The organism is Kitasatospora sp. NPDC001540, from assembly GCF_042894345.1.
In the GTDB taxonomy this organism is placed as follows: Bacteria; Actinomycetota; Actinomycetes; order Streptomycetales; family Streptomycetaceae; genus Kitasatospora; species Kitasatospora phosalacinea_C.
On record NZ_JBIAVO010000001.1, the window covers coordinates 598,747 to 620,079 of the forward strand.

The window sequence follows — 21,333 nt, forward strand, 5'->3', positions numbered from 1 at the left end:
AGCGTCAGCGGGCGGGGCGTCGGCGGACGGGGCTCAGGCCGCGGGGACGTGGTCTGGGTCCGCGTCGCTCCGCGGGTCGCCGGGCGCGTCCGGGGAGTCGGCGGCCGGGCGGGGCGCGGGCGCGCGGGTGACGGTGGCCCGCCACAGCCGGGCCGCCGACCAGACCGAGGCGGCCAGCAGCAGCCCGTTGCGGACCAGGATCACGCCGGTCGGCCACCAGCCCCCGGCCTGCATCGACTCGAAGAACAGCGGGTAGTCGACGGTGGTGACGCCGATCGCGGGCAGCAGCAGGAACGCCACCGGCCGCTGGGTGGTGCACTCCACGCTCAGGCAGACCGCGGCCAGGCCGATCAGCCAGACCAGGTACTGCGGGGAGATCACCCGGCTGGTGACGGTGAACAGCAGCACCGCGCTGAGCGCCGCGTCGTACGGGGTGGCGGCCGTCCAGCGCCGGGCCCGGACGCGCCACAGCAGCAGCCAGCCGAACGCGGCGAAGGAGGTCAGCAGCGACAGCTGCGAGATCCGGTGCACGTACGGGCCGAGGAACTCGATCGAGCCGTAGTGCTGCTCGACCCGGCCGGACCAGCCGAACTGCCGGGCCACCTGCAGGACGCTGCCGCCCAGCGACTCGATCTCCACGCCGCGGCCGCGCTGGGCGTGCAGGAAGTCGAAGGCGTGGTCGAAGAGCGCGGCGAGGACCAGCAGCAGGGCGAGCGCCGAGACGGCGGCGGCGGTCCAGGCCTGCCGGGTGGTGCGTCCGCGCGGGGTGCCCAGCACCGTCAGCGCGGGCCACACCTTGACCATCGCGCCGATCCCGGCCAGCACCCCGGCCGCCTTCGGCCGGTTCGGGAGCAGCAGCAGCGCGCCGACCGCGAGCGCGGTGGCGGGCAGGTCGTAGCGGCCGTACGGCAGGCCGAGCAGCAGCGGCAGGGCCAGCGCCCAGCCCCAGGCCCCCCACGTGGAGCGCCCCGCCCCGCGCCCGGCCACCAGCAGGGCGGCCTGCACGGCGGCGTCGGCCAGCAGCACCAGCAGCACGAAGGCCTGCAGGTACGTCAGGAACGGCAGCAGGCCCGGGGCCAGCATCGGCAGCGCGGCGCCCGGCGGGTACTGCCAGGTGACGTCGTCGACCGGGAAGGTGCCGGTGCGCAGGATCCGGTACCAGCCCTGGTAGAGCCAGTGCACCTCGACGGCGGGCTCGGTCCGGCCGGAGCGGATCAGGCCGACCATCAGCACCCGGCTGGCGATCCAGTACGCGGCCAGGGCGAGCACCTCGCGGGGCCAGGTGGCGGGGCGGGTCCAGCGGACCGGTCGGGCGGGAGTCCGGACGGCCGGGGCGGGGGCCTGCGCCACCATGTCCTCCTGTGCGCTCGGGGGACCGTCCCGGGGACCGTCCCGATGCTGTCCTGCAGACAGTCGTCCGTCTCTCATATCAGACGAATCGGACGCCCTCCGCCCGCTCCCGCGCGTGTCCCCGGACGTCCCCGGAACGCGCCACGCCCCGGCCGCCACCCGGAGCACCGGCCGCTGTCGGCCGGACCTGCCAGAATGCACGGGCGAACCGCGCAACCGTCAGAAGGGGAGACCGGCACCGTGACCATGCCCGTCGAACGCAAGATCGCCGAAGAACTCGGCGTCCGCGAGAACCAGGTGCAGGCCGCCGTCGGCCTGCTCGACGGCGGTGCGACCGTGCCCTTCATCGCCCGGTACCGCAAGGAGGCCACCGGCGCCCTCGACGACACCCAGCTGCGCACCCTGGAGGAGCGGCTGCGGTACCTGCGCGAGCTGGAGGAGCGCCGCACCGCCGTCCTGGAGTCCGTCGAGGCCCAGGGCAAGCTGGACGACGCGCTGCGCGCGCAGATCCTCGCCGCCGACTCCAAGGCCCGGCTGGAGGACATCTACCTCCCGTACAAGCCCAAGCGGCGCACCAAGGCGCAGATCGCCCGCGAGGCCGGGCTCGAACCGCTCGCCGACACCCTGCTCGCCGACCCGCGGCAGGACCCGGCCGCCCTCGCCGCGACGTACCTGAACGAGCAGGTCGCCGACGCCGCCGCCGCCCTGGAGGGCGCCCGCGCCATCCTGGTCGAGCGCTTCGGCGAGGACGCCGACCTGGTCGGCTCGCTGCGCGAGCGGATGTGGACGCGCGGGCGGCTGGTCGCGAAGGTCCGCGAGGGCAAGGAGCAGGACGGCGCCAAGTTCGCCGACTACTTCGACTTCGCCGAGCCCTTCACCAAGCTGCCCTCGCACCGGATCCTGGCCATGCTGCGCGGCGAGAAGGAGGAGGTCCTCGACCTCGAACTCTCCCCGTACGACGGCGAGCAGGAGGCCGACCTGCCCGGCGCGAGCGACTACGAGCAGCGGATCGCCGCCCGCTTCGGCATCGCCGACCGCGGCCGCCCCGCCGACAAGTGGCTCACCGACACCGTCCGCTGGGCCTGGCGCACCCGCGTCCTGGTCCGGCTCGGCATCGACCTGCGCACCCGGCTGCGCGCCGAGGCCGAGGACGAGGCGGTGCGGGTCTTCGCCGCCAACCTGCGCGACCTGCTGCTGGCCGCCCCCGCGGGGACGCGCGCCACCATGGGCCTGGACCCGGGCTTCCGCACCGGCGTCAAGGTCGCCGTGGTCGACGCCACCGGCAAGGTCGTCGCGCACGAGACGATCTACCCGCACCAGCCCGCCAACAAGTGGGACGCCGCGCTCGCCACGCTGGCCCGGCTGGCTCGTGAACACAAGGTCGACCTGGTCGCGATCGGCAACGGCACCGCCTCCCGGGAGACCGACCGGCTCGCCGCCGACCTGATCAAGCGCCACCCCGAGCTCGGCCTCACCAAGGTGATGGTCAGCGAGGCCGGCGCCTCCGTCTACTCCGCCTCCGCGTTCGCCGCCCAGGAGCTGCCCGGCCTCGACGTGTCGATCCGCGGCGCCGTCTCCATCGCCCGCCGCCTGCAGGACCCGCTGGCCGAACTCGTCAAGATCGACCCCAAGTCGATCGGCGTCGGCCAGTACCAGCACGACCTGAGCGAGCTCAAGCTCTCCCGCTCGCTGGACGCCGTGGTCGAGGACTGCGTCAACGCCGTCGGCGTCGACGTCAACACCGCCTCCGCGCCGCTGCTCACCCGGGTCTCCGGCATCACCGGCACCCTCGCCGACAACATCGTCGCCCACCGCGACGCCAACGGCCCGTTCCGCACCCGCAAGGCGCTCAAGGACGTCGCCCGGCTCGGCCCCAAGGCCTTCGAGCAGTGCGCGGGCTTCCTGCGCATCCCCGACGGCGACGACCCGCTGGACGCCTCGGCCGTCCACCCCGAGGCGTACCCCGTGGTCCGCCGGATCCTCGCCGCCACCGGCGGGCAGCTGCGCGAGCTGATCGGCAACGGCCCGGTGCTGCGCTCGCTGCGGCCCGGCGACTTCGCCGACGACACCTTCGGCGTGCCGACCGTCACCGACATCCTCGGCGAGCTCGACAAGCCCGGCCGCGACCCGCGCCCCGCCTTCCAGACCGCCACCTTCAAGGACGGCGTCGAGAAGATCTCCGACCTGGAGGTCGGCATGGTCCTGGAGGGCGTGGTCACCAACGTCGCCGCGTTCGGCGCCTTCGTCGACATCGGCGTCCACCAGGACGGCCTGGTGCACGTCTCCGCGCTGTCGAGGAACTTCGTCAAGGACCCGCGCGAGGTGGTCAAGCCCGGCGACATCGTCCGCGCCAAGGTCACCACCGTCGACGTCCAGCGCAAGCGGATCGGCCTCACCCTGCGCCTCGACGACGACACCGCCCCCGCCCCCGGCGGCGGCAACCGCGGTGAGCGCTCCCCCCGCCGCGACCCCCGCCCCCCGCGCCAGGACCGCCGCCCCAGCCCCAACCCCCCGGCGGCCCCCGCCAACTCCGCCATGGCCGACGCCCTCCGCCGCGCGGGCCTGGGCAAGTAGCGCGCCCCGAGGGGCGGCCGGGCCGGGCCGCCCCTCAGCCGGTGCGGGACTCCACGGCCAGGGCGACGAGTTCGGGCCACCAGGGTTCGCGGTGGCGGGCGAGCAGGCGTCGGGCCTCCTCGGGGGGGACGGGGCGGACTTCGACGACCTGTTCGCCGTCGGCGGGGTTGGTGGGGGCGGAGTCGACCAGGACGTCGGCCCAGCCCCAGAGCCAGGCCTTGACGGGGTGGGGCTGCCAGGGGCGGTAGGGGGTGGGGCCCTCGGAGACGGCGAGGTGGTGGCCGATCCAGGTGGGCGGGGAGAGCAGGCGGGCGCCGGCCTCCTCGCGCAGTTCGCGCTCCAGGCAGGACTCGATGCTCTCGGCGGCCTCGCGGGTGCCGCCGGGGAGGAACCAGTGGCCGCGGACGTCCCGGCACAGGACGACGCGGCCCTCGGCGAAGCCGACCAGGTGGATGTTGGTGACCAGTTCGTCGGGTGGCGGCTCGGTGCTGAACTGGGCGTCGATGCCGCCCCACTCCCAGCGCTGCGGCGCGTGCAGGGCCGGGTACCGGGCCGCCAGTTCGGTGCTGTCGCTCGCTCTGCGTGTGGTGTCCGTCATCGATCGATCGTAGTCCCGTCCGGTCCCGGACGGGCCCGGACGGTCAACGAAGCGGACGAAACCTCACCTTCCCGTGGCCTGCTGTCAACTCGGGTCCCGCTGAGTTCACCTGATCGCGCGTCAGGTGGATTTCACTCCGGCACGACGACCACCGCCCGGGCCGCGGCGCGGACTTCGGCGTCGGGGTGGGCGCGCAGCGCCGCCAGCAGCGGCAGCCAGCGGCCGGTCCAGGCGCAGCGGGTGCCGAGCTGCTCGGCGAGGGCGGTGGCGAACAGGCCGAGGGCGGGGCCGCGGCCGGGCAGCAGGGCCAGCAGCGCGTCGGGGGCGGCGGTGTCGGCGGCGGTCGGCAGCGCGGAGGTGCCCGCGACGGCCCCGGCCAGTCGGGCGGCCAGCCGGGCCGCCGACACCGGGTGGTCGGCGAGCGCCCCGGCCAGCCGGGCGATGTCGGCCCCGAAGCCGGGCGCGGCCGGGTCCGCGACCCGGGCCAGCAGGGTCGCCCGCAGGTCGAGCAACTCCTCGTGCGGGCGCAGCTGTTCGGCCAGCGCGAGCCTGACCTCCCGGTGGCGCAGGACGGCCGGGACGGCGGTCAGCGACTCGATCCGCTGCCGGACCGGCTGGTCGCGGGCCACCGAGGGCGGCGCGCTGTCGGGCCCGGCGGCCAGCAGGGCGGCCAGCGCCCGGTGGAGCGGGCTGCCGGGCGCGGCGCCGCCGGTCGGGTGGGGCAGCTCGGAGACGGCCAGGGCGCGCAGGGCGAGCGAGGCGGTCCGCCAGGTGGTGCGGTCGTCGAGGTCGGTGGCCGCGGCGGGCAGCACCTCGGCGACCTCCGGCGCGTACCGGGCCCACTCGGGCAGTGCCTTGAGCGCCGTCCGGGCGGCCTCCGGGTCGGCGTCCGTCCCGGCGGCGACCGCGGCCACCAGCCGGGCGTAGCGGGCCCGGTGGCGCTCCGGCAGCAGGTGCGGCGGCTGCCCGGCGACGGCCCGGCGCAGGGGCGGTTTGGGCGCGGCGGCGGCTTCGGCGAGCAGCGTCCAGAGCGGTTCGGCGTCCAGCAGGCCCTGGCAGTGGGCGGTCGCGGCGGCCCGGACGTCGGGGTGCTGCCCGGGCGCGTGGAAGGCGGCGGCCAGCACCTCGGCGGCCCGGGCGGGCGGCAGCAGCGCCGCGGCCAGCCGGACGGCCTCCTTGCGGGCGGTGACCTTGGTGCCCTCGGTGCGGACGGCCAACTCGCCCAGCACCACGGCGAGTTGCTCCGGGTCGGTGCGCCGGGCGGCCCGCCCGGCGGCGCGCACCGCGACCTTCGCCCGGTCGTCCCCGGCGTGCGCCAGCAGCTCGGGCAGGGCGGCGGCCGGGTCGGACGTCCGGGCCAGCGCGGCCAGCGCGGTGTCGGCGAGCAGCGGCCGCGGGTCGTCGAGGTGGCGGCGCACCACGGCGGCGCCGGGTTCGAGCAGCAGGGCGGCCCGTGCGACCGCGGCGGCCCGCTGCTCGTCGGTCAGCCCGGGGTCGGCGGCGGCCCGCGCGCACAGCGCGGCGGCCCGCTCCACCTGGCGGGGCGTCCAGCGGGCGGGGTCGTGGGCGGGCGGCAGCGGGCGCGGGTCGCCGGGGTGCAGGAACCTTCCGGTGGGCGGCCGTTCGGCCAGCGCCCGGTCCAGCAGGTCGGTGCGGGCCAGGGCGGCGTGCCGCAGCACGGGGGCGCAGAACACGGCGGACGGGTCGTGGGCGAGCGCCGCCAGCACCTTCGCGGTGCGCCCGGCGCGCGGCCGCAGCCACAGCTCCAGGGCCTCGGCGGCGGTCCGCTCCCGGGGGTCGCGGGCGGCCTCGGCCAGGCGTTCGTCGAGTTCCGGCAACTGCCCGGCCCGTTCGCCCAGGGCACGGACCAGGGCGAACAGCAGCGCGGCGCCGCCGGTTCGGCGTTCCGCGTCGAGTCGGGGGCGCAGCGCCTCCAGTACCTGCCGCTGCCGGTCGGGGCGCAGGCGTCCGATCCGGCCGGGCAGCGCGAACTCGCCCGCCCGGTCGGCGAGTCGGCCGACCGTCGAGCAGGCGAACGCGGTCAGCGCGGGCCCGGCCCCGGCGGCCAGGACGGCCACGGCCAGCGCGGCCAGGGCGTCGCGGGTGCCCGGCGAGCAGTCGCGGGCGTCGAGCGCGGCGACGGCCGACGCGGTGAGCGCCTCGGCATGCGCGTCGGTGAAGCGGTGGGCGGGGAAGGCGGCGAGCGCGGTCAGCGCGGCCTGCCGGACCGGGTCCTGCTCGTTGCGCAGGCGGCCGAGGTCGGCCAGCAGGACGGCGGGGGCCGCCGGGCGCCGGTCGGCGGCGGCCGCCTGCACCAGGCGCCGCCAGGCCTCGGCGCGGTCGGCGGCCTGCGGCAGCCGGGTGCGCCCCAGCAGCTCGGCCCGCGCCTCCTCGGGCTCCACCAGGGCGGTCAGCCACAGCAGTTGGTGCCCGGAGCGCCCCTTGGCCGCCTGCTCGGCGCGCAGCCTGCGGGCCTCCCGCCAGCGGCGCTCGCCCGGCAGCAGCCGCAGCACCGGCTCGGTCAGCCGGGCGGCGTCCAGCGGCTGCCCGTCGGCGGCGGCGTCCAGGAACGCGGGGCGCCGCGCGGGCGGGACGGCCCGCAGCAGCGGGGCGAACAGGCGCGGCTCCGGGAGCCAGCGGCGGCCCAGGGCGGGCAGCGACGGCGGGTCGGCCCGGACGAGCCGGTCGAGCGCGGTGCGGCTGGGCGCCTGCTCCCAGCGGGTGAGCGGCCGCTCGGGGGCGGCCAGCCAGGCGGTGGCGCGCTCGGCGTCGACGGCCAGCAGGTGGCCGAAGCCCTCCAGGGCCCACGGCGGTGCGCTCCGGCCCGGGTGGCGCTCCAGCAGGTCGAGCACCCGGGCCGGGCGCAGCGGCAGCACGGGCGCCAGGGGGAGGTCGAACGCGTTCCACCGGTCGGCGGCCGCACCGGCCGGGCGGGCGGCGAGTTCGCGTTCGACGTGGTCCAGCACCGCGTCGGGGTGCCGGGAGCCGAGGGCCCACCAGGCGTCCCACGTCATGGTCAGGCCCGGCAGCTCGGCGGCCACCACCTCGGGCGGGCAGGCCGGAAGCAGCGCCGCCGCCTCCGCCTCGCCGCCGTGCGCGCGGGCCACCGGCAGCAGCCGGGCGGCGAGTGGTGCGCACCGCCCGCGCGCCACCGCCGCGCGCAGCTCCTGCCGGACGGCGTGCGGCGCCCGCCGGTAGGCGTCCGGCACGGCCGACGCCAACTCCGGTACGGTGCGCAGCGCGTCGACCGCCCGGCCGCGCACCACCCGGTCCGGGTCGGTCAGCAGGCCGCCGAGCAGGTCGGCCCGGGCGGTGAGCACCGCGGCGAACGCGGCCAGCCGCCGCCCGTACCGGCCGCGGCCGGCCAACTCGCCGATCAGCGCGTCCACTTCGGCGGGCGCGGCGGCGTGGGCGGTACGGACGGCGCGGGCGAACAGCACCTCGCGCTCGCGGAGCGGGAGGGCGTCCATGGCGGCGAGCAGGGCGGCGGTGTCGACGTGCGGCATACCGGTCATTCTCGTCGGCGCGGCAACCGGAATTCCGCGGACTTCCGGTCCGGTGCGGACGGCTTCCGGTCGTTGTCGACGGGTTGGCACCGAACCGGGGTCGTTCCGTTGCCCGGCTGTCGCGGGCATCGGCTAGAGTCCGGCACGAAGTATGAAAGAAGCATGAGAACGGTACGAGAGGGGTCAACCGGCGCACCGCCCGGGTCGCACCGCCGGAACGCCCCCTCGCCCGCCGACCGAGACGACCAGACCAGACCCGACCAGACCAGACCCGACCAGATCGTCCGGGCCCGGGAGATCACCGGCCCCGGCACCACCCGGCGGCGGAGACACCGCACCGGGACGTTTCCCAGGGGGAGAAGAACCACATGCGCAAGACCGGACGTACCTTCCTCGCCGCGACCGCCGTCGTGCTCGCCCTGACCGCGACGGGCTGCGCCAGCAAGGGCGGTGACGACTCCCACGCGTCGTCCAGCACCGGCGGCACCGGCGGCGGCAACGCCGCGCCCGACGCCCAGGCCGCCGCCCTCGAACCGGCCGCGCTGCTCAAGCTGGTGGGGGAGAAGACCAGCGCCGCCAAGTCCGCCAAGGTCGAGGCCGTCACCGAGATGGGCGCCTCGAAGACCACGATGAAGGGCGCCATCTCCTGGGCGAACGGCCTCCAGGGCGAGGTGAGCGGCAACCTCGGCGGCGCGATGGCCGAGTCCGTCACCAAGGCCGGCGGCGACGGCAGCATCACCGCCCGCTACCTCAGCGACGCGATGTACATCAACATGGGCGAGGGCATGGCCGCCCAGCTCGGCGGCGCCCACTGGATCAAGTACGGCTACGCGGACCTCGCCAAGCTGATGGGCGCGGCCGGCGACAGCCTCAAGAACCAGCTGCAGAACGCCGACCCGATCACCTCGGTGCGGGCCCTGATCGCCTCCGGCAAGGTCGAGAAGACCGGCACCGAGACCGTGGGCGGCGTCAAGGCCACCAAGTACGAGGGCGACCTCGCCGCGGCCGACCTCGCCCAGGCCGGGAGCAAGGGCCTCACCCAGGAGCAGACCGACGCCCTGCAGGAGCAGTTCACCGCGTCCGGCATCACCACCGAGCACATCGAGCTCTGGATCAGCACCGACAACCTGCTGGTCAAGAAGGTCGAGGCCTTCGACAGCAAGGTCGGCAAGGTCGTCTCCACCGCGCTCTACACCGACTACGGCTCCTCGGTCACCACCAGCGCCCCGAGCGCGAGCGACACCGTCGACTTCGCGGAGATCATGAAGAGCGCCCAGGCCGGTTCCTGACGGACCGCCACCACCCCGGCCCGGCCGTCCGGGCCCGGGGTGCCGACCGGCCCGGCCGATCGCGCCTACTGACTGTGGGGGAGCGCGACGGCCGGGCCGGGTGTGTGGGGGTCGTTCTCTCAACTGCCGCCCCGGAAGGCGGATTCGGTGCATCCTGCGCGGAGCGGCCGGACCGTTCCGTGCACTCAAAATGCCCCGGCCGGGCAGGAGCGTCAAGCGTTCCCCGGCCACTTGAGCCGCCCTTAAGGCTCCCTTCGCCGGCAGCACTGGTGCCGCCGGGGCGCGGGGCGGGAGTTCAGGCCCGGACGACGGTGGTTCCGGCGGCCGTGAAGGCGGCGAGCTCGTCGGCGGGGGCGTCGGCGTCGGTGACGAGGGTGTGCAGGCTCGCGGCGGGGGCGACGCGGGCGAAGGCGGTGCGGCCGAGCTTGCCGCCGTCGGCGACCACCAGGGTGCGGCGGGCGGCGGCGATCATCGCCTTCTTCACGGTGGCGTCGTCGAGGTCGTAGGCGGTCAGTCCGTCGGCGGCGCTGAGCGCGCAGCAGCCGAGCACGGCGGTGTCGAAGCGCAGCGCGTTGATCGAGGCGAGGGCCAGCGGGCCGGTCAGGGCGCCCTCGACGGGACGGGGGCGGCCGCCGGGGACGAGCAGGGTGGCCGGTCCGGGGGCGTCGCCGAGGACGTGCACCGCGGGCAGCGACATCGGCATCACGGTGACGGGGCGCTCGCGCAGCAGCCGGGCGACCTCCAGGCAGGTGGTGCCGCTGTCGAGCAGCACGGTCTCCCCGTCCGCGATCAGCGCGCAGACCCCGGCGGCGATCCGCTGCTTGGCCTCGACGGCCTCGCGGGCGCGCAGCGCGAACGGCGGCTCCTCGCCGCGCAGCAGCAGGGTGCGGGCGCCGCCGCGGAAGCGCTCCAGGGCGCCCTGGGCGGCCAGCGCGTCGAGGTCGCGCCGGACGGTCATCTCGGAGGCGCCGGTGAGCGCGGCGAGTTCCTGGACGGTGGCGCTGCCCGCGTCCCGGACGGCCTGGGCGATCAGGGTGTGGCGCTCCGCGGTGTTCATACCGGCATTGAACCGCATCCCTTAACGAACAGACAAGCTGTTCGATCTCAGGCTTTCGAACACAAAGAATGTTCGTTATGGTCGACGGCATGGAACGCTCGCTCCGGGCCGCCCGAGCGGCGACCTACGTCTACTTCGTCCTGTGCGGCACCCTGATGGGCGCCTGGGTCGTGCACATCCCCGCGGTCGAAGCCCGGGTCGGCATCGGCCACGCCGCCCTCGGCGGCCTGCTCGTCCTGCTCGGCCTCGGCGCCTTCGCGGGCATGCGGGCCGCCGGGCCCCTCACCGACCGCCTCGGCGCCCGCACCGCCGTCCCCGCCTCCGGCGCCCTGTGCGCCGCCTCCCTGGTGCTGCCCGGCCTCGCCCCGAACCCGTGGACGCTGGCGGCCGCGCTGCTGGTCTTCGGCTTCGCCAACGGCTGCCTGGACGTGAGCATGAACGCCCACGCCGTCCACGTCGAGCAGGCCTACGGGCGGCCCGTCATGTCCGGCTTCCACGCCACCTTCTCGATCGGCGGCGTGCTCGCCGCCGGTGCCGCCGCCGCGGCCACCGCGACCGGCCTCGGCCCGGTCGCCACCCTCGCCCTGCTCGGCGCGCTCGGCCTCGCCACCGCCCTGCTCGCCGCGCGCGGCCTGCTGCCCGCGGGCCCCGCCCCCGATGCCGCCTCCGATGCCGCCTCCGATGCCGCGGACGCGTCGACCGCCGAGGGCGGTGAGGTGCGCCGCCGGATCCGGATGCTCGCCGTCCTGGCGCTGATGGTCATGCTCGCCGAGGGCGCCGCCAACGACTGGAGCGCCCTGCACCTCAAGGACGTCCTCGGCGCGCCCGCCTCCACCGCCGCCTTCGCGTACGGCGCCTTCGCCGCCGCCATGACCACCGGACGCCTGCTCGCCGACCGGATCGCCACCCGCCACGGCTCGACGGCCGTCCTGCGTCACGGCGCGGCCACCGCCGCCCTCGGCATCACCGTCGCTGCCCTCACCCCCTGGACGTGGGCCGCCTTCCTCGGCTGGGCGCTGTTCGGCCTCGGCCTCTCCGGCTGCGTCCCGCAACTCCTCAGCGCCGCGGGCCACGCCGACCCCGCCGCCGCGGGCGCCAACGTCTCCCGGGTCGCCGGACTCGGCTACCTCGGCATGCTCGCCGGGCCCGCCGTCATCGGCTGGCTCACCCACCTCACCGCCCTCAACCACGCCTTCCTCCTGCTCACCCTGCTCTGCGCCGCCACCGCCGCCAGCGCGGGCGTCCTGCGCACCGCCCCCGCCGGGGTTCCGGCGGACAGCACCCCCTGACCGCCCGTGCGGCCCGGGCCGGGGCCGCACGGGCCACCTCCGCTCGGCCTTGGAACTGCTCGCGCCGCTGGGCGTACGGGGCGCGGAGGGGCGCTCGGCGGGGGGTCAGTGCGGGATGGCGGCGATGAGTTCGGCGGCACCGGCGCGCTTGAGGGTGAGGGCGACGGAGGTGCCGAGGTCTTCGGGGGAGAGCGGGCCGGCCCATTCGTGGGCCTTCAGGATGCGCTTGCCGTCGGGGGTGAAGACGTGGCCGCGCAGGGAGAGGGTGCCGTCGGGTTCGGCCTTGGCGTAGCCGGCGATGGGGGAGTTGCAGTGGCCCTGCAGGACGTGGAGGAACATCCGCTCGGCGGCGGCTTCGCGCCAGGTGTCGTGGTGGCCGAGGGCGGAGACGGTGTCGATGGTGCGGGTGTCGTCCTCGCGGCACTGCAGGGCGAGGATTCCGGCGCCGATCGGGGGGCACATCGCCTCGACGGTGAGGATCTCGCTGATCCGGTCGGTGGCGCCGATCCGTTCCAGGCCGGAGACGGCCAGCAGCAGGGCGTCGGCCTCGCCGGCCGCCAGTTTGGCGAGGCGGCTGTTGGCGTTGCCGCGGATCGGCACGGTCTCCAGGTGCGGGTGGGAGACGGCGAGTTGGGCGATCCGGCGGACGGAGGAGGTGCCGATCCGGCTGCCGGGCGGGAGCTGGTCGAGGGTCAGGCCGCCGGGGTGGACCAGGGCGTCGCGGATGTCGTCGCGCCGCAGGTGGGCGGCGAAGGTGGTGCCGGCCGGTAGCGGGCGGTCGGCGGGGACGTCCTTGAGGCAGTGCACCGCCAGGTCGGCCGCACCGTCGAGCAGGGCCTGGTCGACCTCCTTGGTGAAGGCGCCCTTCCCACCGAGGGCGGCCAGGTCGCCCGTCCAGCGGTCGCCGGAGGTGGTGACGGGCACCACCTCCGTCCGGATGCCCGGGTGGAGCGCGGCCAGTTCGGCGCGGACGCGTTCCACCTGGGCGAGCGCCATGGGCGAGGAGCGGGAGACGATGCGGACCAACTCGGCTGAGGGCATGCCGAGATGATAGGCCGTCTCACAGCGGCGGCCGGGACGGCCCGGCCGCGCACCGGCGCACCCGGGAAGGGGGCCCTCCCGGGTGCGCGCGGTGCGGGGGTTCAGGCGCGGACGAGCGCCTTGCCCGCGGCGGTGGCGGCCTCCAGGGCCTGGGCGTGGTACTCGGCGGCGAGGTCGCGCAGGCTCTCCATCGCCGGGTTGACGGCGGCGAGGGTCAGCTCGCGGCGGATGGTGGTGAGGTCGGCGCCCCAGACGTCGCGCAGGATGCGCTCGACGTACGGGGTGGAGTGGTCCCAGCCCTCGCGGGGGGTGCCGGGGGCGAAGCCGCCGCCGAGGGAGGTGACCAGGACGACCGGCTTGCCCTTGAGCAGCTCGGCGGTCGGGCCGGCGCCCGCGATGACCAGGTCGACCCAGGTCTTGAAGTGCTGGGAGACGCCCCAGTTGTAGAGCGGGACGGCGATGATCGCGGCGTCGGCGGCGCGCAGCTCCTCGGCGAGGGAGGCGCCGAGGGCGGCGGCCTCCTGCTGCTCGGGGGTGCGCTGGTCCTCGGGGGTGAAGCCGGCCAGGGCGGCGGTGGCCCACACGTCGCCGGGCAGCGGGTCGGTGCCCAGGTTGCGGCGGGTGACGGTGCCCTCGGGGTGGGCGGCGGTCCACTCGGCCTCGGCGGCGTTGGCGAGCTCGGCGCTGGTGGAGGCGCCGGGCATGATGCTGGCGTCCAGGCGGAACAGGTTCATGACAGTGACTCCTCGGTTCGCGCCCCGCCGGGGAGTGGCGGGCGCGGGTGGGCACGGCGAAGCGGGGGTGCGGGCCGGGGAGGCGCCGCACTCGACGTAAACGGACTTTACCCCGTTTCTGTCGCCGGGTAAATTGTGGCCATGGACAGCCCCCTGGTCCCCTTCGGCCCGCCCCCCACCGAGCGCGCGGACGCCGCCCGCAACCGCGAGGTGCTGCTCTGCACCGCCCGCGCGATGATCGCCGAGCTCGGGGCGGACCACGTGACCATGGACGGGCTGGCCGAACGCGCCGGGCTGGGCAAGGGCACCGTGTTCCGCCGCTTCGGCACCCGGGCCGGGATCTTCCGAGCCCTGCTCGACGCCGAGGAGCAGCGCTTCCAGTGCCAGGTGCTGTCCGGCCCGCCCCCGCTCGGGCCCGGCGCCGACCCGATCGACCGGCTGATCGCCTACGGGCGCGCCCGCACCCGCTTCCTGCTGGAGCGCCACGAGATCGCCCGCGCCGCGTTCGAGCGCAAGGGGCCCGTCCCGCCCGCGGTCGGCCCGAACTTCTCCCGCCCGCACATCCGGATGCTGCTGGGCCAGGCCGCCCTGGACCTCCCCGACCCGGACACCCTCTCGCTCCAGCTCGCCAGCGCCCTGGAGGGTCCCCCGCTGCTCTTCCTGGTCGCCGACCAGTCCCCCGAGAGCGAGTCCGCCGGGTGCGGCCGGAACGACCTGGGCACCCTGCTCGCGGACGGCTGGCAGACCCTGGTCGAGCGGGTCGCCCGCCGCTGAACGGCCCGCTGGACGGCTCGCGGCCCGCTGGACGGCCCGCTGAACGGCTCGCTAGACGGCCGAAGGGGACGGCCGGCGGGCCGTCCCCTTCGTGAGGCGTCGCGTGCGGGCGGTCAGCCGCGGTGCAGCCAGATCATCTTGCGGCCGGTCTCGGCGGGGGCGGTCGGGGCCTCCTCGTCGATCCGGTCCAGGACGTAGCCGAGCTTGCGGGGGACGGCGGCGCTGGCGGCGTTCGACTCGTCGCAGTGAATCTCGGTGCGGGTGATCCCGGGCAGCGCCAGCGCCGCGTCGGTGAGGGCGCGGGCGGCCGCGGTGGCCAGGCCGCGGCCGGTGTGCTCGCGGTGCACCCAGTAGCCGATCTCCAGCGCGCCGGGGCCGATCCGGCCGTGCAGGCCGAAGCCGCCGATGACCGCGGCCGGGTCGGCGTCCAGGCCGAGCAGGTACATGAAGTCGGTGCCCTCGTCCCAGACCTTCTCGCCCGCCACCGAGAGCTGCTCGCTCTCCGCCGGCGTCGGCGCGTGCCGGGCCCAGGGCATCCACGGACGCAGGTGGTCGAGGTTGTCGATCACCGCGGCGTTCAGCGCTGCCGCGTCCGCCAGGCGGCGGCGGCGCAGGTGTGCTCCGCCGCCGAGGGGCAGCAGCTCGGGCGGGCGGCCCGCGGTGATCGGTCGCACGGTGTCGTCAGGTGCGTCGGTGGAGTGACTCATGGACGGAGTATGCGTCATGCACGACCGCCCCGACCAGCGGATATCCGCTCCGCCACCCTTGCCTGCCGCCCGCCGCGGGCCGTCGTCCCGCCGCAGGTCACAGCCGCACCAGCACCTCGTCCAGCGGCTTGCGGACCAGGTCCGGCACCCGGGCGTCCTCGGCGGGGTAGCCGACCGGGATGACGTACGCGGCGCGCTCCTCCGGCGGGCGGTCGCAGACCTCGTTCAGGAAGCGCATCGGGCTGGGGGTGTGGGTCAGCGTGGCCAGGCCCGCCTGGTGCAGGGCGGACAGCAGGAAGCCGACCGCGATGCCGACCGACTCCTTGGTGTAGTAGGGCCGGGGCGAGTTCGGGCCCTTGTGCACCTCGAACACCACGATCACCGCGGGCGCGTCCTCCAGGAACGGCTTGTGCCAGTCGGTGCCGATCGGGGCCAGCGCCGCCAGCCACTCCTCGGACGCCCGGTGCGCGTAGAACTCCCGCTCCTCCGCCTCCGCGGCCTCCCGCAGCCGCCGCTTGCGCTCCGGGTCGGTGACCACCACGAACCGCCACGGCTGCACGTGCGCGCCGCTGGGCGCGGTCGCCGCCGTCCGCACCGCCCACTCCAGCACGCCCTCGGGCAGCGGCCGGGTCGAGTAGTCGCGCACGGTGCGGCGCCGGTCCATCACCTGGTAGAAGCCCCGGCAGCGGTCGGCCGCCTCGTGGGCGGGGACGCTCATCGGGTGCAGCGGCGTCGTCGGGTGGGACGGCGCCGGGCGGAGCGGCGGCGGCGTCGGGTCGGACGGCGCGCGGGAGGGGTCACGGTCAGCCATGCGCGCCACCCCAGCACGCCGCGCGCCCCGGCGGAAGGGGCCGGGGCGCGGTCGGCGAATACCGGCAAGTGCGGCGGCCGGCCGCGGCCACCGGCGGGTGCCGGGCCCTCAGGCCTCGGTGACCTTCCCGTCCGCGACCACCAGGCGCCGGTTCACCTGCACGGCCTCCAGCATCCGCCGGTCGTGGGTGACCAGCAGCAGGGTGCCGGTGTACGAGGCCAGCGCCGACTCCAACTGCTCGATCGCGGGCAGGTCCAGGTGGTTGGTCGGCTCGTCCAGCACCAGCAGGTTCACCCCGCGGGCCTGCAGCAGCGCCAGCGCCGCCCTGGTCCGCTCGCCCGGGGAGAGCGTCCCGGCGGGGCGCATCACGTGCACCGCCTTCAGGCCGAACTTCGCCAGCAGGGTCCGCACGTCCTCCGGGTTCAGCTCCGGCACGGCGGCCGCGAACGCCTCCAGCAGCGGGCGCCCGGCGTCGCCGCCGAACAGGTGCCCGCGGGCCTGCTCCACCTCGCCGATCCGCACGCCCGAACCCAGCGCCGCGGAGCCCGAGTCCAGCTCCAGCCGTCCCAGCAGCGCCGCCAGCAGCGTCGACTTGCCCGCGCCGTTGGCACCGGTGATCGCCACCCGGTCCGCCCAGTCGACCTGCAGGTCCACCGGGCCGAACGCGAAATCCCCGCGCTTGACGGCGGCCTGGCGCAGCGTCGCCACGACCGAGCCGGAGCGCGGCGCGGCGGCGATCTCCATCCGCAGCTCCCACTCCTTGCGGGGCTCCTCCACCACGTCCAGGCGCTCGATCATCCGCTGGGTCTGCCGGGCCTTCGCGGCCTGCTTCTCGGTCGACTCGGCGCGCTGCGCCCGGGCCTTCTTGTCGTTGTCGCCGCCCTTGCGCCGGGCGTTGCGGACGCCGTGCTCCATCCAGTTGCGCTGCATCTGGGCCCGGGCCTCCAGGCCCGCCCTGGTGTCCGCGAACTCCTCGTACTGCTCGCGGGCGTGCCGCCGGGAGATCGCCCGCTCCTCCAGGTACGCCTCGTAACCGCCGCCGTACAGGTTCACCTGCCCTTGGTGCAGGTCGAGTTCCAGGACGCGGGTGACGGTGCGGGCCAGGAACTCGCGGTCGTGGCTGATCAGCACGGTGCCCGCGCGCAGGCCCTTCACGAACGCCTCCAGCCGCTCCAGGCCGTCCAGGTCCAGGTCGTTGGTGGGTTCGTCCAGCAGGAACACGTCGTAGCGCGACAGCAGCAGCGAGGCCAGACCCGCGCGGGCCGCCTGGCCGCCGGACAGCGCCGTCATCGGCACGTCCAGCGAGACCTTCAGGCCCAGCGAGCCGGCGACCTCCTCGGCCCGCTCCTCCAGGTCCGCGCCGCCCAGCTCCAGCCAGCGGTCCAGGCTCTCCGCGTACGCGTCGTCCGCGCCCGGGCGGCCCTCCACCAGGCCCTCGGTGGCCTCGTCCAGCGCCGCCTGCGCCGCCGCGACGCCGGTGCGGCGGGCCAGGAAGTCGCGCACCGACTCGCCCTCCCGGCGCTCCGGCTCCTGCGGCAGGTGGCCGACGTTCGCGGTCGGCGGGCTGAGCTTCAGGCTGCCGCCCTCCGGGGCGTCCAGCCCGGCGAGCAGGCGCAGCAGGGTCGACTTCCCCGCGCCGTTCACCCCGACCAGGCCGATCACGTCCCCGGGGGCGACGACCAGGTCCAGCCCGGAGAACAGCGTGCGCTCGCCGTGGCCGGCGGCGAGGTCCTTGACGACGAGAGTGGCAGTCATGATGGGGACGATTCTAGGCGGCGCCCCGGACCGCCCCGGCCGGGCGGCCGGACAGGACCTAGCGGGCCCAGCCCCCGGCGTTGGAGTACGACTCGTAGCCGTGCGCCGTCGCGCGCTGCCACTCCTCGCCGGTCAGCCGCCGGTACGCCCGGTCCGGGACGTACAGCAGCGGCTCGGCCCAGACGAACCCCTCGGCGTACGGCGCGAAGCGGCGCGGGTCGGCCAGCACCGCCCGGTACGCGGCGCGGCCGTCGGCGACCACCGCCGCGCGGGCGTAGAGGAAGGCGTCGCCGCCCAGCCCCTCGCCCAGCTCGCGGCGGTCCAGCCGGTACAGCGCCGTCGACAGCCGCTCGGCGAAGCGGACCACGGTGGCGACCGGCCCGGCCGACAGGCGCTCCTCCAGTGCGGCGGCCAGGCGCTCCGCGTCCGGGTCCGCGCCGGGCGGGCGGCACTCCTCCAGCAGGTGCCAGAACTCGTCCTCGTCCACGGCGCCGAGTGTGCCCGGGGCCACTGACAGCGGGCCGGGAGGCGTGGTCCGGGGTCGGGACCTAATTCCGTTGCCGGAGGTGCGAGGGGTTGCGTACCCTCGAAGACGTCGCATTCCCGCACGTCTGGAGAAGGCCGTTGCTCGTCTGAGGTCATGAGACACCGCGCCACGCCACACCCGTGTCCTTTCCGGGTCCGTTGAGCGTGCGGGCGCGAGTGCGACCTCGGCAGGGCAGCGATCACGGCTCCCGTGCGGGTTTTCCGTTTCCCCGCGACGGCCCCGTGCTCCTGTGCTTCCGCGCTCCCGCGTCCCCGGTGTCTCCCGTGTTGCTCCCCTTCCCTACGCGGCAACCTCCAGGAGGCCCTCATGGCGCAACCCACCACCTCGATCCTCTGCACCGACCTCGGCTTCGAGTGGCCCGACGGCCGCCCCGTGCTGAGCGGTTTCCACCTCGCCGTCGGCCCGGGGCGGACCGGGCTGGTCGGCCTCAACGGCGCGGGCAAGTCCACGCTGCTGCGGCTGATCGCGGGCGAGCTCACCCCCGCCGCGGGCAGCGTCCGCGTCGCGGGCGAACTCGCCTACCTGCCGCAGGACCTGACGGTCGTCGCCGGGCAGCGGGTCGACGAGACGCTCGGCATCCGGGCCCGGCGCGAGGCCCTGCACGCCATCGAGTCCGGAGACGTGGACGAACGCCACTTCACCACCGTCGGCGATGACTGGGACGTCGAGGAGCGCGCCCGCGCGACCCTCGACCGCCTCGGCCTCACCGAGCTCGACCTCGACCGCACCACCGGCGAACTCTCCGGCGGCCAGGCCGTGCTGCTGCACCTCGCCGCCCTGCTGCTGCGCCGCCCCGACGTCCTGCTGCTCGACGAGCCCACCAACAACCTCGACGTCCAGGCCCGGGCCCGGCTGTACGACGCGGTGGCCGCCTTCCCCGGCGTGCTGCTGCTGGTCAGCCACGACCGCGAGCTGCTGGAGCGGGTCGACCAGATCGCCGACCTGCGGGACGGCCAGGTCACGTGGTACGGCGGCAACTTCAGCGCCTACCAGGAGGCGCTGGAGACCGAGCAGGAGGCCGCCGAGCGCCTCGTCCGCAACGCCGAGGCCGACGTCAAGCGCCAGAAGCGGGATCTGGTCGAGGCGACCCAGCGGCTCGCCAAGTCCGCCGCCTACGGCAAGCAGCGCTCGGTGCGCCGCAACGACCCCAAGGCGCTGGCCGACAAGCTCCAGGGCAGGGGCGAGGAGACCGCGGGCCGCCTGCGCGGCATGCACACCGAACGCCTCAACGAGGCCAAGGAGCGGCTGGCCACCGCCGAGGAGGCCGTCCGCGACGACGCCGAGATCCGGATCGACCTGCCCCGCACCGCCGTCCCCGCCGGGCGCATCGTCCTCACCCTGGAGGGCGTCCGCCTCGCCCACGGCGGCCGCGGCCGGATCGACCTGGACGTGCGCGGCCCCGAGCGGATCGCCCTCACCGGCCGCAACGGCTCCGGCAAGACCACGCTGCTGCGCACCGTCGCCGGTGAACTCGCCCCCGCCGAGGGCATGGTCACCACCCCGGTCCAACTGCGCTACCTCCCACAGCAGTTGGACGTCCTGGACGAGGAGGAGACGGTCTTCCGGAACGTCAGGGCGCACGCCCCCGCCGCCACCGACAACGAGGTCCGGGCCCGCCTCGCCCGCTTCCTGTTCCGCGGCGCCCGCGCCGACCAACCGGCCGGCACCCTCTCCGGCGGCGAACGCTTCCGCGCCACCCTCGCCGCCCTCCTGCTGGCCGACCCGCCCCCGCAGCTCCTGCTACTCGACGAACCCACCAACAACCTCGACCTCTCCAGCGTCCGCCAACTCACCCAGGCCCTCGCGGGCTACCGCGGCACCCTGATCGTCGCCAGCCACGACCTCCCCTTCCTCCGCGAGATCGGCATCACCCGCTGGCTGGAGTGGGAGGGAGGCGAACTGCGCCCGACCGACCCGCGCTGACCCGGCCGTCGCCCGCGCCGTCCCCTTCGTTCCGTCGCGGTGTCCGTACCGTGGGACGAGGGGGACGGGGCGGGCGGGGGGAGGGCAGGATCGGGGGCGTCCTGTTGTCGTCGGTCCTGCTGGAGTGTGTGTCGTGGCACTGGTCGAGATCCCCGGTTCGAAGTCGGTGACGGCGCGGGCGCTGTTCCTGGCCGCGGCGGCGGACGGGGTGACCACGCTGGTGCGGCCGCTGGTGTCGGACGACACCGAGGGGTTCGCGGAGGGGCTGCGCGCGCTCGGGTACGAGGTGGAGCGCGCGGAGCGGGAGTGGCGGATCACCGGGCGTCCGCAGGGGCCCGGGGTCGACGGGGCGTCGGTGTTCTGCCGGGACGGCGCGACCACGGCGCGCTTCCTGCCGGCGCTGGCCGCCGCCGGGCACGGCACCTTCCACTTCGACGCGTCCGAGCAGATGCGCCGCCGCCCGCTGGGCCCGCTCACCACCGCGCTGCGCGAGCTCGGCGTCGAGCTGGAGCACCACGGCGCCGAGGGCCACCACCCGCTGAGCGTCCGGGCGGCGGGCGTCGAGGGCGGGGAGGTGACGCTCGACGCCGGGCTCTCCTCGCAGTACCTGACGGCGCTGCTGCTGCTGGGCCCGCTCACCCGCACCGGCCTGCGGATCCGCGTCACCGACCTGGTCTCCGCCCCGTACGTCGAGATCACCCTCGCGATGATGCGCAGCTTCGGCGTCGAGGTGGCCCGCGAGGGGAACGTGTTCGACGTTCCGGCGGGCGGCTACACCGCCGTCCGGTACCCGGTCGAGCCGGACGCCTCCACCGCCTCGTACTTCTTCGCCGCCGCCGCGCTGACCGGCCGCGAGGTGACCGTCCCCGGGCTGGGGCGCGGCGCGCTCCAGGGCGACCTGAAGTTCGTCGAGGTGCTGGAGCGCCTCGGCGCGAAGGTCGAGATCGGGGCGGACGCCACCACCGTCACCGGCGGCACGCTCACCGGCGGCACCGTCAACATGCGCGACATCTCCGACACCATGCCGACGCTGGCCGCCATCGCCCCGTTCGCCTCCGGCCCGATCCGGATCGAGGACGTCTACAACACCCGGGTCAAGGAGTGCGACCGGCTCGACGCCTGCGCGGAGAACCTGCGCCGCCAGGGCGTCGACGTCGCCACCGGCCGGGACTGGATCGAGATCCGCCCCGGCACCCCCAAGCCCGTCGAGATCGAGACCCGCGGCGACCACCGGATCGTGATGTCCTTCGCCGTCGCCGGGCTGCGCACCCCGGGCACGACCTTCGACGACCCGGGCTGCGTCCGCAAGACCTTCCCCGGCTTCCACGAGGCGTTCGCCGCCTGGGCGGCCCGGCCGGAGGGCTGAGCCGCCCGGGAG

Annotated in this window: 16 protein-coding genes; 6 read left to right on the forward strand and 10 right to left on the reverse strand. The window is 75.8% G+C overall.

Going from position 1 to position 21,333, the window contains the following annotated elements; all coding sequences use genetic code 11:
• Nucleotides 1-33: 33 nt before the first annotated feature.
• A complete protein-coding gene (locus ACFY00_RS02705; RefSeq protein WP_388026453.1) occupies nucleotides 34-1,353 on the reverse strand; it encodes a glycosyltransferase 87 family protein in 1,320 nt (439 codons plus the stop codon).
• Nucleotides 1,354-1,596: 243 nt separating this feature from the next.
• Between ACFY00_RS02705 and ACFY00_RS02710 the strand changes: the two genes are divergently transcribed.
• A complete protein-coding gene (locus ACFY00_RS02710) occupies nucleotides 1,597-3,924 on the forward strand; it encodes a Tex family protein (RefSeq protein ID WP_388026589.1) in 2,328 nt (775 codons plus the stop codon).
• 34 nt (nucleotides 3,925-3,958) lie between these two features.
• Here the strand turns inward: ACFY00_RS02710 and ACFY00_RS02715 are convergent, their stop codons facing one another.
• Entirely contained in the window at nucleotides 3,959-4,522 is a 564-nt protein-coding gene (locus ACFY00_RS02715; protein ID WP_388026454.1) for an NUDIX domain-containing protein, read from the reverse strand.
• Nucleotides 4,523-4,653: 131 nt separating this feature from the next.
• On the reverse strand, nucleotides 4,654-8,028 hold the full coding sequence (locus ACFY00_RS02720; protein ID WP_388026455.1) for a hypothetical protein: 3,375 nt from the start codon (nucleotides 8,026-8,028) through the stop codon (nucleotides 4,654-4,656).
• 368 nt (nucleotides 8,029-8,396) lie between these two features.
• Here ACFY00_RS02720 and ACFY00_RS02725 point away from each other — a divergent pair, with 368 nt between their 5' ends.
• Nucleotides 8,397-9,317, forward strand: a complete 921-nt coding sequence (locus ACFY00_RS02725) for a hypothetical protein (RefSeq protein WP_388026457.1) — start codon at nucleotides 8,397-8,399, stop codon at nucleotides 9,315-9,317.
• A gap of 295 nt (nucleotides 9,318-9,612) precedes the next feature.
• Here ACFY00_RS02725 and ACFY00_RS02730 read toward each other — a convergent pair whose 3' ends face one another.
• Complete coding sequence (locus ACFY00_RS02730) at nucleotides 9,613-10,374, reverse strand: DeoR/GlpR family DNA-binding transcription regulator (RefSeq protein WP_388026458.1); 762 nt, start codon at nucleotides 10,372-10,374, stop codon at nucleotides 9,613-9,615.
• Nucleotides 10,375-10,463: 89 nt separating this feature from the next.
• Here ACFY00_RS02730 and ACFY00_RS02735 point away from each other — a divergent pair, with 89 nt between their 5' ends.
• On the forward strand, nucleotides 10,464-11,663 hold the full coding sequence (locus ACFY00_RS02735; RefSeq protein WP_388026459.1) for an MFS transporter: 1,200 nt from the start codon (nucleotides 10,464-10,466) through the stop codon (nucleotides 11,661-11,663).
• 105 nt (nucleotides 11,664-11,768) lie between these two features.
• On the opposite strand, the gene hemC is transcribed toward ACFY00_RS02735, so the two are convergent.
• Together hemC and ACFY00_RS02745 are read right to left on the reverse strand one after the other, a co-directional pair.
• Nucleotides 11,769-12,704 (reverse strand): hydroxymethylbilane synthase, encoded by a 936-nt coding sequence (gene hemC, locus ACFY00_RS02740; protein ID WP_388026460.1) that lies wholly within the window; start codon nucleotides 12,702-12,704, stop codon nucleotides 11,769-11,771.
• Between the two features lie 101 nt (nucleotides 12,705-12,805).
• Nucleotides 12,806-13,438, reverse strand: coding sequence for an FMN-dependent NADH-azoreductase (locus ACFY00_RS02745; RefSeq protein ID WP_388026461.1), 633 nt, complete (start codon nucleotides 13,436-13,438; stop codon nucleotides 12,806-12,808).
• A 141-nt stretch (nucleotides 13,439-13,579) separates the two neighbouring features.
• Between ACFY00_RS02745 and ACFY00_RS02750 the strand changes: the two genes are divergently transcribed.
• Complete coding sequence (locus ACFY00_RS02750) at nucleotides 13,580-14,212, forward strand: TetR/AcrR family transcriptional regulator (RefSeq protein ID WP_388026462.1); 633 nt, start codon at nucleotides 13,580-13,582, stop codon at nucleotides 14,210-14,212.
• Nucleotides 14,213-14,325: 113 nt separating this feature from the next.
• On the opposite strand, the gene ACFY00_RS02755 is transcribed toward ACFY00_RS02750, so the two are convergent.
• The 4 genes from ACFY00_RS02755 to ACFY00_RS02770 form a co-directional block, all read right to left on the reverse strand.
• On the reverse strand, nucleotides 14,326-14,919 hold the full coding sequence (locus ACFY00_RS02755) for a GNAT family N-acetyltransferase (RefSeq protein WP_388026464.1): 594 nt from the start codon (nucleotides 14,917-14,919) through the stop codon (nucleotides 14,326-14,328).
• 97 nt (nucleotides 14,920-15,016) lie between these two features.
• Nucleotides 15,017-15,730, reverse strand: coding sequence for a nitroreductase family protein (locus ACFY00_RS02760; protein ID WP_388026466.1), 714 nt, complete (start codon nucleotides 15,728-15,730; stop codon nucleotides 15,017-15,019).
• Nucleotides 15,731-15,838: 108 nt separating this feature from the next.
• On the reverse strand, nucleotides 15,839-17,485 hold the full coding sequence (locus tag ACFY00_RS02765; RefSeq protein ID WP_388026468.1) for an ABC-F family ATP-binding cassette domain-containing protein: 1,647 nt from the start codon (nucleotides 17,483-17,485) through the stop codon (nucleotides 15,839-15,841).
• 58 nt (nucleotides 17,486-17,543) lie between these two features.
• Entirely contained in the window at nucleotides 17,544-17,972 is a 429-nt protein-coding gene (locus ACFY00_RS02770; RefSeq protein ID WP_388026469.1) for a DUF4240 domain-containing protein, read from the reverse strand.
• A gap of 366 nt (nucleotides 17,973-18,338) precedes the next feature.
• Between ACFY00_RS02770 and ACFY00_RS02775 the strand changes: the two genes are divergently transcribed.
• Together ACFY00_RS02775 and aroA are read left to right on the forward strand one after the other, a co-directional pair.
• Complete coding sequence (locus ACFY00_RS02775; RefSeq protein ID WP_388026470.1) at nucleotides 18,339-19,955, forward strand: ABC-F family ATP-binding cassette domain-containing protein; 1,617 nt, start codon at nucleotides 18,339-18,341, stop codon at nucleotides 19,953-19,955.
• A gap of 133 nt (nucleotides 19,956-20,088) precedes the next feature.
• Nucleotides 20,089-21,321: a 3-phosphoshikimate 1-carboxyvinyltransferase gene (gene aroA / locus ACFY00_RS02780; protein ID WP_388026471.1), complete on the forward strand. Its 1,233-nt coding sequence runs from the start codon at nucleotides 20,089-20,091 to the stop codon at nucleotides 21,319-21,321.
• Nucleotides 21,322-21,333 lie beyond the last annotated feature (12 nt).